15 protein-coding genes are annotated in these 14,431 nt (G+C 67.4%); 5 read left to right on the top strand and 10 right to left on the bottom strand.

Translation table 11 applies throughout. From position 1 onward, the window contains the following. Positions 1–333: 333 nt before the first annotated feature. Both ACT53M_RS10585 and pobA read right to left on the bottom strand, forming a co-directional pair. Entirely contained in the window at positions 334–1,344 is a 1,011-nt protein-coding gene (locus tag ACT53M_RS10585; RefSeq protein WP_476233220.1) for an aldo/keto reductase, read from the bottom strand. A gap of 2 nt (positions 1,345–1,346) precedes the next feature. After that, positions 1,347–2,516 (bottom strand): 4-hydroxybenzoate 3-monooxygenase, encoded by a 1,170-nt coding sequence (gene pobA, locus ACT53M_RS10580; protein WP_476233219.1) that lies wholly within the window; start codon positions 2,514–2,516, stop codon positions 1,347–1,349. Between the two features lie 115 nt (positions 2,517–2,631). Between pobA and ACT53M_RS10575 the strand changes: the two genes are divergently transcribed. Beyond that, positions 2,632–3,534, top strand: a complete 903-nt coding sequence (locus ACT53M_RS10575) for a helix-turn-helix domain-containing protein (protein WP_476233218.1) — start codon at positions 2,632–2,634, stop codon at positions 3,532–3,534. Positions 3,535–3,647: 113 nt separating this feature from the next. On the opposite strand, the gene ACT53M_RS10570 is transcribed toward ACT53M_RS10575, so the two are convergent. The 6 genes from ACT53M_RS10570 to ACT53M_RS10545 form a co-directional block, all read right to left on the bottom strand. Further along, entirely contained in the window at positions 3,648–4,589 is a 942-nt protein-coding gene (locus tag ACT53M_RS10570; RefSeq protein WP_476229251.1) for a Gfo/Idh/MocA family oxidoreductase, read from the bottom strand. 24 nt (positions 4,590–4,613) lie between these two features. After that, positions 4,614–5,459, bottom strand: a complete 846-nt coding sequence (locus ACT53M_RS10565; RefSeq protein ID WP_476233216.1) for a class III extradiol dioxygenase subunit beta — start codon at positions 5,457–5,459, stop codon at positions 4,614–4,616. Then, the gene (gene ligA, locus ACT53M_RS10560) at positions 5,459–5,863 is read right to left on the bottom strand and encodes a protocatechuate 4,5-dioxygenase subunit alpha (RefSeq protein ID WP_476233214.1); all 405 of its coding nucleotides are present in this window, start codon (positions 5,861–5,863) and stop codon (positions 5,459–5,461) included. The genes ACT53M_RS10565 and ligA overlap by 1 nt, the downstream gene beginning before the upstream one ends. Then, entirely contained in the window at positions 5,860–6,885 is a 1,026-nt protein-coding gene (locus tag ACT53M_RS10555; RefSeq protein ID WP_476233212.1) for an amidohydrolase family protein, read from the bottom strand. Before ACT53M_RS10555 ends, ligA begins: the two co-directional genes overlap by 4 nt. Beyond that, positions 6,882–7,754 (bottom strand): DUF1932 domain-containing protein, encoded by an 873-nt coding sequence (locus ACT53M_RS10550; RefSeq protein ID WP_476233210.1) that lies wholly within the window; start codon positions 7,752–7,754, stop codon positions 6,882–6,884. Before ACT53M_RS10550 ends, ACT53M_RS10555 begins: the two co-directional genes overlap by 4 nt. A 63-nt stretch (positions 7,755–7,817) precedes the next feature. Next, positions 7,818–8,975 (bottom strand): LysR family transcriptional regulator, encoded by a 1,158-nt coding sequence (locus ACT53M_RS10545; protein ID WP_476233208.1) that lies wholly within the window; start codon positions 8,973–8,975, stop codon positions 7,818–7,820. A gap of 102 nt (positions 8,976–9,077) precedes the next feature. On the opposite strand from ACT53M_RS10545, the gene ligK reads away from it, so the two are divergent. Genes ligK through ACT53M_RS10530 form a run of 3 tightly spaced genes read left to right on the top strand, consistent with a single transcriptional unit; the run spans position 9,078 to position 11,696 of the window. Further along, on the top strand, positions 9,078–9,752 hold the full coding sequence (ligK, locus tag ACT53M_RS10540) for a 4-carboxy-4-hydroxy-2-oxoadipate aldolase/oxaloacetate decarboxylase (RefSeq protein WP_476233207.1): 675 nt from the start codon (positions 9,078–9,080) through the stop codon (positions 9,750–9,752). Continuing rightward, complete coding sequence (locus tag ACT53M_RS10535) at positions 9,745–10,806, top strand: 4-oxalomesaconate tautomerase (protein ID WP_476233205.1); 1,062 nt, start codon at positions 9,745–9,747, stop codon at positions 10,804–10,806. The genes ligK and ACT53M_RS10535 overlap by 8 nt, the downstream gene beginning before the upstream one ends. Next, positions 10,803–11,696, top strand: coding sequence for an amidohydrolase family protein (locus ACT53M_RS10530; protein WP_476233204.1), 894 nt, complete (start codon positions 10,803–10,805; stop codon positions 11,694–11,696). The genes ACT53M_RS10535 and ACT53M_RS10530 overlap by 4 nt, the downstream gene beginning before the upstream one ends. Before the next feature lie 49 nt (positions 11,697–11,745). Here the strand turns inward: ACT53M_RS10530 and ACT53M_RS10525 are convergent, their stop codons facing one another. Next, positions 11,746–12,651: a manganese catalase family protein gene (locus tag ACT53M_RS10525; protein ID WP_476233201.1), complete on the bottom strand. Its 906-nt coding sequence runs from the start codon at positions 12,649–12,651 to the stop codon at positions 11,746–11,748. A gap of 276 nt (positions 12,652–12,927) precedes the next feature. On the opposite strand from ACT53M_RS10525, the gene ACT53M_RS10520 reads away from it, so the two are divergent. Beyond that, positions 12,928–13,173, top strand: a complete 246-nt coding sequence (locus ACT53M_RS10520; RefSeq protein WP_476233198.1) for a hypothetical protein — start codon at positions 12,928–12,930, stop codon at positions 13,171–13,173. Between the two features lie 65 nt (positions 13,174–13,238). Here ACT53M_RS10520 and ACT53M_RS10515 read toward each other — a convergent pair whose 3' ends face one another. Continuing rightward, on the bottom strand, positions 13,239–14,420 hold the full coding sequence (locus ACT53M_RS10515; protein ID WP_476233197.1) for an MFS transporter: 1,182 nt from the start codon (positions 14,418–14,420) through the stop codon (positions 13,239–13,241). Positions 14,421–14,431: the final 11 nt, after the last annotated feature.

The following is a 14,431-nucleotide window of genomic DNA, read 5'->3' as shown; positions in this document are numbered from 1 at the left end:
GCCGGACATATGAAAGCAACCGATCAAAACCGTCTCGACAAAATGCCCTTGCCAAGGGGGCGTCCACATATGAATCACATCGCGCCTCTCACATCAATGGGCCCTGACCCTAGCCCATGGAGGAGTCGCAATGGCTTCGACTGGGAAGTCCGGACGGCGTGTATCGCGGCGCCAATGGCAGCACCGCACCCTATTCGAAGTCATCCACGCCTGCGATGCCGGTCGTGCCGAGCAGATGATGCGCGTATATGCGGCCCCCGTCATCGCTAACAGCAAAAGAGGGATGATCTGCCCCCTCCCCCCGTGCGGGAAGCGGGGGGCGCGACATCTGCCTCAAGCGAGCGACTCGTTGTCCCACACCTCGGTATCCACCTGTGCCTGCGCTTCGCGCGCGTAGCGCGGACCGACGGCTGCATTCGGGGGCATCAGCGCGTCAATTCGCCCCAGCAAGTCGGCCGAAACCGCGCGCTCGAACATACCGAGCAGCTCATCGAGATGCTCGACCCGCGTCGTGCCGGGAATCGGCACCACGAACTCGCGGCGGGAGAGCAGCCAGGTGATGCAGAGCTGTGCCATGGTGCAGCCGGCATCCTCGGCAAGCTCGCGGAAGCGGGCGGCCAGTTCCAAATTGCGGGTCAAATTCTCGCCCTGGAAGCGCGGCATCCCCGCGCGCAAGTCGCCCTGCGGCACGCCCTCCGGCCCCACGCTTCCCGCCAGCATCCCGCGCCCGACCGGCGAAAAGGCAACAAAGCCCGTCCCCAGCTCGGCACAGGCATCGAGCACCGCGATTTCGGGATTGCGCGTCCAGGGCGAATATTCGGTTTGCATCGCCGCGATCGGATGCGCTGCATGCGCCCGCCGCAGCGTCGCTGCCGACATTTCCGACAGACCGATCGCCCCGATCTTGCCCGCTTCCACCGCACGGGCGAGCGCGCCGACCGAGTCCTCGATCGGCACGTTGGGATCGAGCCGATGGAGATAATAGAGGTCGATATGATCGACGCGCAGCCTGCGCAGCGAATCCTCGAGCACCCGGGCGATCGCCTCGGGCGAGCCGTTCAGCCCGCGCTTGCCGTCGATTTCCGCCAGCACGCATTTGCTCGCCAGCGTGAATTCGCCGCGGCGATGCATCACCGTCCGCCCCAGCAGCTCCTCGTTCGCGCCGAAGCCGTAGAGCGCAGCCGTGTCGAGGAAGGTCACGCCCGAATCCAGCGCATGGAGCAGCAGCCGTTCCGCCGCTGCCGCGTCGGGGCGCGGCAGATAGGCGTGGCTGAGGTTCATGCAACCGAGCCCGATCGCCGAGACGGTGAAGGGGCCAATCTGGCGGGTGGGGAGCATCGGCATGGTCAGAGCGGCAATCCTACATAGTTTTCGGCGATCGTCGTCTGGGCCGCGCGCGACGTGGCGATATAGTCCAGGTCGGCCAGCTGCATCCGGCGATCGAACGCATCGCTGTCCGGGAAACGATGCATCAGTTTGGTCAGTTGCCACGAGAAGCGCTCGGATTTCCAGACCCGGGCGAGCGCGCGCTGCGAATATCCGCCGATCGCGTCGCCGTCCTGCGCCTTGAAGTAGCGGACCAGCGCCTCCGACAGATAATGTACGTCGGAAGCGGCAAGGTTCAGCCCCTTGGCGCCGGTGGGCGGCACGATATGCGCGCTGTCGCCGGCGAGCAGCAGCCGGCCATGCCGCATCGGCTCGAACACGAAGGAGCGCAGCGGCGCGATCGACTTCTCGATCGCCGGCCCGCGCGTCAGGTTCGCCGCCGCCTCCGGCCCGAGCCGCACCGCCAGCTCGTCCCACAGCCGGTCGTCGGGCCAGTCCTCGAGCTTCTCGTCGAGCGGCACCTGGATGTAATAGCGGCTGCGCGTCGCCGAACGCATCGAGGCGAGCGCGAAGCCGCGATCGTGATTAGCGTAGATCAGCTCATGATCGCAGGGCGGCACATCGGCGAGGATGCCGAGCCAGCCGAACGGATAGACCTTCTCGAACGCGGTGCCGACGCTGGCCGGGATCGCCTTGCGCGAGGGGCCGTGGAAGCCGTCGCACCCGCAGATAAAGTCGGCGTCGATCCGCTCGGCACGACCGTCCTTCGTATAGGTGAGGTAGGGCGCATCGCCGTCGACATCGTGCAGCGCGACATCGGCGGCCGCATAGATCACCTCCAGCCCGCGTTCCGGCGCGGCGTCCATCAGGTCGCGGGTCAGCTCAGTCTGGCCATAGACCAGCACATGATGGCCGGTGAGCTCGGTCACCGGAATGCGGATCAGCCGGTCACCGTCGGCGAGCGCGAAGCCGTCATGCGGCAGGCCCTCGCGGCGCATGCGGTCGGCGACGCCGACGCGCTCCATCAGCATCGTCGCGGTGCGTTCGAGCACGCCGGCGCGGATCCGGGCGAGCACATAATCGGGCGTGGCGCGCTCGACCACCACCACCGCGATCCCTTCGGCCCGCAGCAAATGGCCGAGCAACAGCCCAGCCGGCCCCGCACCGATGATCGCAACCTGAGTCCGCATATCGCCTCTCCAATCCACGTTGTTGCGCAGCATGCTGGCGCAGCGGCACGCGCGCCGTGAGGGATGGGTCAACCTTTTACTTGGACGATCCGCCCGCTCGTGCCACGCTTGTCCGATGCGCGAGCGCAGCCCCGTCCCCGCCTTTTACCTCTATGGCGAGCCGCAGCGCGGCGTCACCGAAGGCTTTGTCCATGTCGAGAGCCTCGACGATCGCTCGCGCCCCAGCGAATGGACGATCCGCCCGCACCTCCACCGCGACCTCCACCATGTGATCCTGATCGCCGAAGGCGGCGGCTCGATGACGGCGGAGGCGGAAACGGTCGCGTTCGATGCGCCGGCGCTGCTGCTGGTGCCGGCAGGGATTGTCCATGGCTTTAGCTGGCACCGCGAATCGCGCGGCTGGGTCTGCACGATTGCCGACGTCTATTTTGCCCAGCTGGCGATGCGCGACGCTGCGCTGGAGGCGCTGTTCCGTCGCCCGCGCGCGTTGGCGCTGACGGGGGAAGATGGCAATACGGTCGCCACCTTGCTGTCGGAGGTGCAGCGCGAGCTGAACTGGGCCGCCCCTGGCCAGCGCGCGGCGGTGGAAGCGGCGTTGCTCGCGATCCTGGTGCGCAGCCTGCGTCATGCCCGGCCGGCAACGGCGGCCGGATCAGGTAGCCGACGCGAGGCGGAAATTGTCGCCCGGCTGCGCGCGCGGATCGAGGATCGCTTCCGCCTTCGCGAGCCGGTGAGCCTTCATGCCCGAGCGCTGGGCGTAAGCGTTACCGCGTTGCGGCTCGTCTGTTCGCGGGTGGCAGGGACGAGCCCGACGGCGATGCTCGACGGCCGCGCGCTGCTCGAGGCACGGCGGCTACTGCTCTATTCGGGACTGTCGGTGGGGCAGATTGCCGATGCGGTGGGGTTCGAAGACCCCGCCTATTTCTCCCGCTTCTTCACGCGGCATGTGGGGGTGTCGCCGCGGGCGTTTCGGGCGGGAGCGGGCAAATCACGGCCACCCTCACCCTCCCATCGCTGACGCGATGGGCCCCTCCCTCTCCCAAAGGGAGAGGGGTGAGCGCTCCCTCTCCCTTTGGGAGAGGGAGGGAGCCGCGAAGCGGCGGAAGGGTGAGGGTGACGCCTTCCGCGGCCTCACCCCGCCAGCTGGCTCTCCAGCTCGCCGAGCACGCGGTAGCAGTCGAACACCTTCGCCACCGAGCTGTTCGGATCGCGGCCCTCCCGAATGGCCGCGATGAACTCGCGGTCCTGCAGTTCGATGCCGTTCATCGACACATCGACCTTGCTCACGTCGATCGGCTCTTCCTTGCCGTTCACCAGATCGTCGTAGCGGGCGATATAGGTGCCGTTGTCGCAGATATAGCGGAAGAAGGTGCCGAGCGGCCCGTCATTGTTGAAGCTGAGCGACAGGGTGCAGATCGCCCCGCTCTCGCTCTTCAGCTGGATCGACATGTCCATCGCGATGCCGAGTTCGGGGTGGATCGGCCCCTGCACCGCATGCGCCTGCACGATCTTGCCAGCCTGATAGGCGAACAGGTCCACCGTGTGCGCGGCGTGGTGCCACAGCAGATGGTCGGTCCAGCTGCGCGGCTGGCCCTTGGCGTTGATGTTCTTGCGGCGGAAGAAATAGGTCTGCACGTCCATCTGCTGGACGGCGAGCTCCCCTGCGGTGATGCGGTTATGGACCCATTGGTGGCTCGGGTTGAAGCGGCGGGTGTGGCCGACCATGCAGACCAGCCCGGTCTCCTGCTGCTTCGCGAGCACCGCCTGCGAATCCGCCCAGCTGTCCGCCAGGGGGATCTCGACCTGGACATGCTTGCCGGCATCCATGCAGGCGATCGCCTGCTGCGCATGCATCTGGGTGGGGGTGCAGAGGATTACCGCGTCGACATCGTCGCGGGCCAGCGCGTCGGCCAGTTCGGTCGAGTGGTGCTTGGCGCCGTACTTCGCTGCGACGGCGGCGGCCTGTTCGGCGGTGCGGCTGATGATCGAGGTGATCTCCACCCCGTCAATCTTCTGCAAGCCGTCGAGATGCTTTTCGCCGAACGCGCCGGCGCCGGCCAGGGCAATACGCATGATGTTCTCCCTAGAAAGTCTGGATCAGCGGACGGGTTCGAGCACGAGATGCCCGACCGCAGTGTTGGAAGCGGGAACATGGTAATGGCGGTGCAGCGCCCGCACGTCGCGCCCCAGCGCGCCGCGCATGATCAGCCACATCACCATCTCGATCCCTTCGGAGCCGGTCTCGCGCAGATATTCGATATGCGGGATGGCGCGCAGTGCGTCGCCATTGGGACCGCTCATCAGATCGAGGAAGCGATTGTCCCATGCGGCGTTGATCAGCCCGGCGCGCGGACCCTGGAGCTGGTGGCTCATGCCGCCGGTGCCCCAGACCTGCACGTTGAGGTCCTCGGGATAGCTTGCCACGGCCCGCGCGATCGCCTCGCCGAGCAGCCAGCAGCGATTGCCCGAGGGCGGCGGATAGGTGACGACGTTGACCGCCAGCGGCACGACCTGCACCGGCCATGCCTCGGGCTGGCCGAACATCAGGCTCATCGGCACGGTAAGGCCGTGATCGACCTGCATGTCGTTGACGATCGTCATGTCGAACTCGTCGAGGATGCAGCTCTGCGCGATGTGCCAGGCAAGATCGGGATGGCCGATCACGTCGGGCACCGGGCGCGGCCCCCAACCCTCGTCGCAGATGCCGTAGCGCTCGGCACAACCGATCGCGAAGGTGGGGATCACCCGCATGTCGAACGCCGAGGCATGGTCGTTATAGACCAGGATCACCACGTCGGGCTTCTCGCCCGCGATCCACTGCTTGGACCAGTCATAGCCAGCGAACACCGGCTGCCAATAAGGCTCCGCGGTCTTGCCGAGGTCGATCGCCGCCCCCACGGCGGGAACGTGGCTGGTCGCCACGCCGGCGGTAATGCGGGCCATCAGCGTTTCTCCCGGATCGAGCGGACGCCCTCCGGCGAACGGCCGCCGGCGATCATCATCGCCTGATAGTCCTGCGGGCTCATCCCCGTCATGGTGCCCACCGCCTGCAGAAAGCTGAAGCCGTCGGTCGAGAAGAGCTTGGCGAGGAAATAGATGTTGCCGCCCAGATCGAGGCAGCGATTGTAATCGCGGTCGAGCAGCGCCTGCTTCTGTTCCTCGCTGAGCGGCCATGCGTCGAGATAGGCGCGCTCGTCGGCCTTGAAGCGCTCGCGGTTTTCCGCTGTCATCAGGCTCATCGCGAACTGGTTCATCCAGTAACCGCGCCGCGCCCGTGCCGCCGTGTAGACGCGGGTGCCGGGAATATCCTCCAGCTCGGCCAGATATTCGTGGATGTCGGTGGTCATAGCCCCCTCGCTTTCAGCTTGGCGTCGAGCCGCGGGAAGACGCGGCGGGCATTGCCCTCGAAGATCGCGTGGCGTTCGGCATCGCTGATATCCAGCGCGTCGACATAGCGCTTGGTATCGTCGAAATAATGGCCGGTGGTGGGATCGATGCCGCGCACCGCACCGACCATTTCGGAGCCGAACAGGATGTTCTTGTTGTCGATCACATCGGCCAGCAGGTTGATGCCCGGCTGGTGATAGACGCAGGTATCGAAGAAGATGTTGTGCATCAGATGCGTGTCGAGCGACGGCTTTTTCAGCATGTCCGCCAGCCCGCGATAGCGCCCCCAATGATAGGGCACCGCGCCGCCGCCATGCGGAATGATGAAGCGCAGCGTCGGGAAGTCCTTGAACAGATCGCCTTCGAGCAGTTGCATGAACGCCACCGTGTCGGCGGCGATGTAATAGCCGCCGGTCGCGTGCATCGCCGGGTTGCAGCTGCCCGAGACGTGGATCATCGCCGGCACGTCCAGCTCGACCATCTTCTCGTAGAAGGGGTACCAGTAGCGGTCGGTGAGCGGCGGATGGGTAAAATGGCCGCCGCCCGGATCGGGATTGAGGTTGCAGCCGATGAAGCCAAGCTCGGTGACGCAGCGCGCCAGCTCCTCGATCGAGCCCTGCATATCGGCCTTGGGGCTCTGCGGCAGCATGCACACGCCGACAAAGGTTTCGGGGAACAGGTCGACGACGCGACCGATCAGGTCGTTGCAGCGCCGCGCCCATTCCTTCGCGACCGTCTCGTCGCCGATATGCGGCGCCATGGCCGAAGCGCGGGGCGAGAAGATCGTCAGGTCGGCGCCGCGTTCCTTGATGAGGCGCAACTGGTTCGCCTCGATCGTCTCGCGAATCTCGTCGTCGCTTATCTCGGGATAGGGCGGCGGCGTTTCGCCCGCCTTGAAGGCAGCCTTCTGCGCCTCGCGCCAGGCATCATGCCCCTTGGGGAGCACGGTGTAATGACCGTGGCAGTCGATGATCATCGTCATTGGGATTGCATCCTCTCCTCGATCGCGGCGAGCTTGGGCGCGAGGCCCTCGGGCGGAGTGCCGAGCCCGAGCGTGCCGATCGCGCGCTGGCGGATCACGGTGCCGCGGGTCATGGCGGCGCCGGTGCCCAGCGCCTCCAGCGTCTTGACCACTTCCTCCATCTCGGCCGCGCGGCGCAGCCCGTGGATCATCATGCGGTCGAAATTATAGTCCGCGCGCGCCTCCCAGGGGCGCGGGCGCTCGCTGGCGTCGAGCGAGGCGAGCACTTCGTCGCGTACGCCCGCGGCTTCGGCCGCGAGCACGCATTCGGCGGTCAGCGCCTCGATGCCCTTCACCATTACCGATCGGATCATCTTGATCGACGAGGCGCGGCCGACGGCATCGCCGGCGATGCTGATATTCTGGAAGCCCAGCTGGGCCAGCGCCGTCGCGGCGGCTTCGGCGCGTGCGCCGCTGAGCAGGAGCGGTACGGCGAGCCGGGCGGGATCGACGGGCGCGAGGATGGCGAGGTCGATATAATGGGCGCCCGCCGCCTCCACCGCGCGGGCGGCGGCCTGCTTGGTCTGCGACGCTACGCTGTTGCCGTCGCAATAGAGCGCGCCAACCGCGAGATGCGGGGCGGCAGCTTCTGCCGCGGCGAGCGCCTGGTCGGCGGTGACGAGCGACAGGACCAGCGAGCGGCCGGCCAGCGCCTCGGCCAGCGTCGCGGCGCCGGTGAGGCCGGCCTCCGCATAACGCTCGCGCATCGCCGCCCGACTGTCGGCGATGTCCGTCTTGCGATCGAACACGCATGCCGCTTCCCATCCGCCTGCGCGGGCGAAGGTCGATCCAGCCTCTCCAAAGCCAATCAGGGCGATCCTGTCTTGCATGGGTGCGACATGGCGCGGCCGGGAGGGCGCGGCCAATCGAATCCGCCCGGCCGCTATAAGTTTTTACGTATAGAGCTGCGTCGCCGAGGCCTGCAGCACCTGCAGGAACCCCGACTGGGCGCGCGTCGGTCGCCAGTCGGCGCGATGGGTGACGCCGATGGTACGCGTCACTGCGCCGGACGCCGGCCCCAGATCGACGACAATGCCGGCCGCCAGCTCTACCGAAAGCTGGTCGACCGAGAGCAGGGTCAGCTCGTCCCCCGCCTGGAGCAGTTCGCGAATGGTGATGACCGACCCGCATTCGATCGGCACCGGCGGCAGCGGCCCGCCGATAGCATCGAACAGGTTGCGCCACAGGGTCCGCAGCGGCGTGCCCTCCGGTGGAACGATCCAGCCATAGCGATGCAACGCCGCGAGCCGGTCTGTCTCCGCCGCCAGCGGGTGGCCCGTCCGCCCGAAGATGGTCGGCCGGTCGTCGAACAGCCGCAGCTGCACCAGATCAGCGCCGAGCGTGTCGGGATCGCGCAGCGCGCCGATCATCAGGTCGATTTCACCATCGCGCAAGGGGCCGACCAGCTCGCCATGCGCGCCTTCGTGGATCAATATGTCGATGCCGGCGTGCGCCTGGCGAAAGCTATGGATCGCGTGCGGCAGCAGCCGGGCGCGGCAGAGCGGCATCGCGCCGATCGAGATTCGGCCGGAGGTGCGGCCGAGCAGCTCGCCCAGATCCTCCACCCCGGCGCGCAGTTCGGCCAGCGCCAACCGCAGCCGCCGCGCCATCTGCGCACCCTGATGCGTCAACACCAGCCCGCGCCCGCGCCGGTCGACCAGCCGCTGCCCCAGCGCGAGCCCAAGATCGCCGACCGCGCGGTGGAGCGACGACACCGTCAACCCGGCGACCTGTGCCGCCGCCGGATAGCTGCCCTGTTGCGCCAGCGCGACGAACGCGCGGAGTTGTGCCGCGGTCACCCGGTTGCTGCCGATCAGCCGCAGCGCCGCCTCGACGCGCGGCACCAGCCGCAAGGCGGCGGGGGTCGGCTCGATGCCGGTGGCGCGCCGCTCGAACAGGGCAAGGCCCAGCTGCCCCTCCAGCTTCGCGATTCCCTGCGTTACCGCCGGCTGAGTGAGGTGGACCGCATCGGCCGCGCGGCTGACGCTGCCCAGCCGCACCGCAGCAGCCATAGCGGCGAGGTGGCGGATATTGAGCTGGTCGACCTGCACGGCGCAGGATTAGCAAAAACTAATGGCCTTGCCATCCTTCCGATTGGCCGGCCGGCATGCGCGCGCGCACCTCGACGGGCAAAATTGCACAGAGGAGCTGCCATGTCGGGCATCGTCGTCCAGAATATCGAACGCGCCGATCCTGCGGTGATCGACGGCCTCGCCCATGCCGGCGTCGCCACCGTGCACGAAGCGCAGGGCCGGACCGGCCTGCTCGCCCCGCACATGCGGCCCATCTATGCCGGCGCGCGGATCGCCGGCAGCGCCGTCACCATCTCCGCCCCGCCGGGCGACAACTGGATGGTCCATGTCGCGATCGAGCAGTTACGCGATGGCGACATCCTGGTGCTGGCGCCGACCAGCCCGTGCACCGACGGTTATTTCGGCGACCTGCTCGCCACCTCGGCGCAGGCGCGCGGCTGCCGGGGGCTGATCATCGATGCTGGCGTGCGCGACGTGCGCGACCTGACGGCGATGGGCTTCCCGGTCTGGCCCAAGGCAGTGCATGCGCAAGGCACGATCAAGGCGACGCTCGGCTCGGTCAATGTCCCGGTGGTGTGCGCCAATGCGCTGGTGAACCCGGGCGACGTGATCGTCGCGGATGACGACGGCGTCTGCGTGGTGCCTCGCGCCGATGCCGCCGCCGTGCTCGAAAAGGCGCAGGCGCGCGAGGCAGCCGAGGAAGCCAAGCGCAAGCGGCTGGCGGCGGGGGAACTCGGCCTCGACATCTATAATATGCGCCCGAAGCTTGCCGAGATGGGGCTGAAATATGTCTGAGCCGAGCTCCGCCCGTGTGATGTGGATGCGCGGCGGCACATCGAAGGGTGCGTTCTTCCTTGCCGAGGATCTGCCCGAGGACACCGCCGCGCGCGACGCCTTTCTGCTGCGCATCATGGGCTCGCCCGATCCGCGCCAGATTGACGGCATGGGCGGCGCCGATCCGCTGACCTGCAAGGTGGCGGTGGTCGCCAAGTCGACTCGCGAAGGCGCCGATGTCGACTATCTGTTCCTGCAGGTGTTCGTCGATCAGGCCATCGTCTCCGACGCGCAGAATTGCGGCAACATTCTTGCCGGCATCGGCCCCTTCGCGATCGAACGCGGACTGGTCGCGGCGCAGGACGGCGAGACGCGCGTCCGCGTATATCTGGTCAACACGGGCCAGCGCGCCGTCGCCACGGTGCAGACCCCCGGCGGCCAAGTCACCTATGCGGGCGATGCGCGGATCGACGGTGTACCGGGGACCGCCGCGCCAATTCCGCTCGAATTCCGCGACACCGCCGGCTCCTCCTGCGGCGCGCTGCTCCCCACCGGCAACGCCGTCGATATGGTCGAGGGCGTGCCCGTCACGCTGATCGACAACGGCATGCCGTGCGTGGTGATGAAGGCGGCGGACGTCGGCATCACCGGCTATGAGGATCGCGATACGCTGGACGCCGACACCGCGCTCAAGGCGCGTATCGAGGCGATCCGGCTGGCGGTTGGCGAGCGGATGAACCTGGGCGATGTGCGCGAAAAGTCCGTGCCCAAGATGATGCTCGTCGCGCCACCCCGGAACGGCGGCGCTGTGACGGTGCGCAGCTTCATCCCGCATCGCGCGCACGCTTCTATCGGCGTGCTCGGCGCGGTGAGCGTCGCGACGGCCTGCCTGCTCCCCGGATCGCCCGCGGCCGAAGTCGCGGCCATTCCGAAAGGAAGGCGCAAGACGCTGTCGGTGGAGCACCCGACCGGCGAGACGACCTGCGTGATGGAACTTGATGAAAATGGCGCTGTCACCAGCGCGGCGATGCTGCGCACTGCGCGCAAGCTGATGGACGGAGAGGTTTTCGCATGAGCCGCATCACGAGCTGGCACGCCGATCCCAGCACACCCCGCTTCACCCCGCCGCCGGGCGCGGTCGATGCGCACTGCCATGTCTTCGGCCCGATGGCCGAATTCCCGTTCAGCGCCAAGGCCAAGTATCTGCCCGAGGATGCCGGGCCGGAAATACTCTTCGCGCTCCGGGACAAGCTGGGGTTTGCCCGCAACGTCATCGTCCAGGCGAGCTGCCACGGCACCGACAATGCCGCGACGCTGAACGGTATCGCGAAATCGAACGGCAAGGCGCGCGGCGTCGCGGTGGTCGACCCCGCGATCAGCGATGCCGAGCTGGAAGCGCTGCACAAAGGCGGGATGCGCGGCGTGCGCTTCAACTTCCTCAAGCGCCTGGTCGACGACGCGCCGAAGGACAAGTTCCTCGAAGTTGCCCGCCGCATCCAGCCGCTCGGCTGGCATGTGGTGGTCTATTTCGAGGCCGACATCCTCGCCGAGCTGCGTCCCTTCCTCGACGCGATCCCGACGCTGCTGGTGATCGACCATATGGGCCGGCCGGACGTGGCGCAGGGGCCGGAGGGGCCGGACATGCGGGCGTTCCGCGCGCTGCTCGACAGCCGCGACGATATCTGGACGAAAGTCACCTGCCCCGACCGGCTCGACGCCAAGGGCCCGCCCTGGGACGACTTTGCCGCCGCCGTCGCGCCGCTGGTCGCCGACTATCCGGACCGCGTGCTGTGGGGCACCGACTGGCCGCACCCGAACATGCAGGATGCAATCCCCGACGACGGCGCGCTGGTCGACATGATCCCGCGCATCGCCCCGACGGCAGAACTGCAGCACAAGCTGCTCGTCGCCAATCCCATGCGGCTCTATTGGCCCGAAGAGGCAGTGCCGGCTTTTTCCGCCTGAGGCGCCGCCCAGCGCCCGGCCGGGCTCAACCGACCGGGCACGCGACGAATCAGAGGCTTTCGGAAAGCTGCTTGGTCTTTCCCGCACCCGGGCCCGCGCCAAGATCGGCACCGGTCGTCGGATTGGCCGACGGATCGGACTTGGTACGGTCCGCAAGCTGTGTAAGCGCCATGCGGTCGGCGCCGCTCAGCTCGACACTGGGGGTGCCGTCGCCGCCATCGGCGGGCAGCGTTTCGGTCAGATCGTCGATCCGCTCCCATTCCTCGCCTTCGTTCCATGGCCCGCGCATATCGCCTTCGCCCTGCGACGTGTTCACATAGGTGCTGGCATATTGCGGCATCCCCGGCAGCTTGCCCGGCGGGAAATTATCCTCGATCGAATAGAGCGCCTTTTCGAACGACTTCTGGTGCGCAATCTCCCGTGTCATCAGGAAACCCAGCGCATCCTTGATGCCGGGATCGTCGGTGATGTTGATGAGGCGCTCATAGACGATCTTTGCCCGGCTCTCCGCGGCGATGTTCGAACGCAGGTCGCAGGTGGGATCGCCGCGGCTGTCGATATAGGCAGCGGTCCATGGCACGCCCGAAGAGTTGGTGAGCGAGGGGCCGCCACCATAGAGCAGCGCCTGGGTATGGCTGTTACCGCCCTGGTTGAGCGACAGGTAGAGATCGGCCTCCTCCAGATCGCCTTCGCTCAAATGCCCCTTCACGCCCTTGTTGAGCATCGCGACGATCGAGCCGATCACTTCCAGATGACTCAGTTCCTCGGTGGCAATGTCGAGCAGCATGTCCTTGCGGCCCGGATCGTCCTCGGCCAGCCCTTGCGTGAAATAGCGCATCGCCGCCGCCAGTTCGCCATCGGGGCCGCCAAACTGCTCGAGCATCAGCGAACCGAGCGCCGGGTTCGGCTCCGCCACCCGCACGGTATATTGCAGCCGCTTGTTGTGCATGAACATCGCGCCATCTCCTGATTTGCCGGTTGTTCAGGGTTAAGCGGCTGAATTACTTGGTTGTTTCAGAGTGCCGGCGGTGATGATTTCTTTTCGTCGGTAATGCAGGTGATTGTGCGGCCGCGACTCGCGCAGGAACGCCGCTCGTTCCGCGATCCTCAACATGGATGTTGCGACCGGCACCCTTCGGCCGCGTCGATGACCCGGTATCGGTGCGGAACGGAGCCACGCCGCGCTTCGTTCACCTCGCAGGACTAAGAACAGCAAATACAGGAGTTTGGCATGGCCGAGACGGAGAAGATGCAGGCCGCCGGCGGCGACGGCAAGAAGGGCGCGCCCGATGGTGTATCCGACGCAGATAGCCATGGCCGCAGCGCCGGAGAGAGTGAGGGCGGTGCCTATCCCAACCCCTATCCGGACAAGGCACGCAAGGAAGGGCCAGGTCATTTCATGGGCCATGGCGGGCAGTCGCATATCGACTATCATGGCGGCCCCAACCCGAACGCCACCACGCAGGACGAGGACTGATACCGGCGCTCCTCTCCGCAGCTTCCAACCAGCGGGGCAGATGGGCCGTTCCCCGCCGCCGGACCTCAGCGTTTTGCGTGACCCCATAGCTGCAACAGCGCGGCAAGGGCCGAACAGCCGCCTCCCAACGACGCGACGCCGGCCCAACCGGCCGCTCCCCAAACGAGCGTGGCCGCAGCCGATCCGGCGGCGCCGCCCAGAAACATCGATCCCATCAGCACGGTGTTGATCCGCGCCCGCGCCTCGGGCCGGAGTGCGTAGACGATGTGCTGGTTCGAAACGAGCGCGCTCTGCACCGCGAAATCGAGCAGGATCACGCCGATCAGCAGGCCGGCGATATTGCCCCACAGGCCGAAGATCGACCAGCTCCCCGCGGCGAGCAGCGTACCGAACAGCACCACCCGATGCGGCCCGCGCCGGTCGGCCACGCGCCCGGCGATCGGCGCCGCAAGGATGCCGGCGGCGCCGACCACCCCGAACAGTCCGGCGACATCGGCGCCCAGTCCGAACCGCGGCGACTGGAGGTACAGCGCCAGGATCGTCCAGAAAGCGCTGAACCCTGCGAACAGCAAGGCCTGGGTGATCGCGGCCAGCCGCAATTCCCCGAAGGCGCGCCAGAGATGCCCGAGCGAGCGGAGCAACGCGCCATAGCCGATCTGCGCCTCCGGATGGCTGCGCGGCAGGCGCCACGCCATCAGCGCCGCCGTGCCAAGCGCGAGCGGCACACCCAGCCAGAACATCGCCCGCCAGCCGGCATGGGTGCCGACAAAGCCCGACAGCGTGCGACTGAGCAGAATGCCACAGAGAAGCCCCGCCATCACCGTGCCGACCGTCGCCCCGCGCCGGTCGGGATCGGCGAGATGGGCGGCCAGCGGCACCACCTGCTGCGCGACGCTCGCGGCGGCCCCCACGAGCAGCGACGCGGCGATCAGCATCCCGGCACCCGGCGCCAGCGCAGCCGCCACCAGCGCGGCGGCGAGTATCAGGAATTGCAGTACGATCAGCCGCTTGCGCTCGTGCAGGTCGCCCAGCGGCACGAGCAGGAACAGCCCGGCGGCATAGCCCAGCTGCGTGGCGGTCGGCACCAGCCCGGTGGCCGCGCCGGGCAGATCGCGCTCGATGATGCCGAGCAGCGGCTGGTTGTAATAGATATTGGCGACGGCGATGCCGGCAGCGGCGGCCATGGCCAGCGTAAGGCCGCGACCCAGCCGGAACGGCGTGGCGGCAGGTGCAGCGGGGGCGTGCAAGCGTGCGTCTC

It is taken from the genome of Sphingomonas sp. DMC6 (assembly GCF_056314225.1).
Note: the sequence above shows the minus strand (reverse complement) of the source record. Positions and strands in the feature narration are given on the sequence as shown.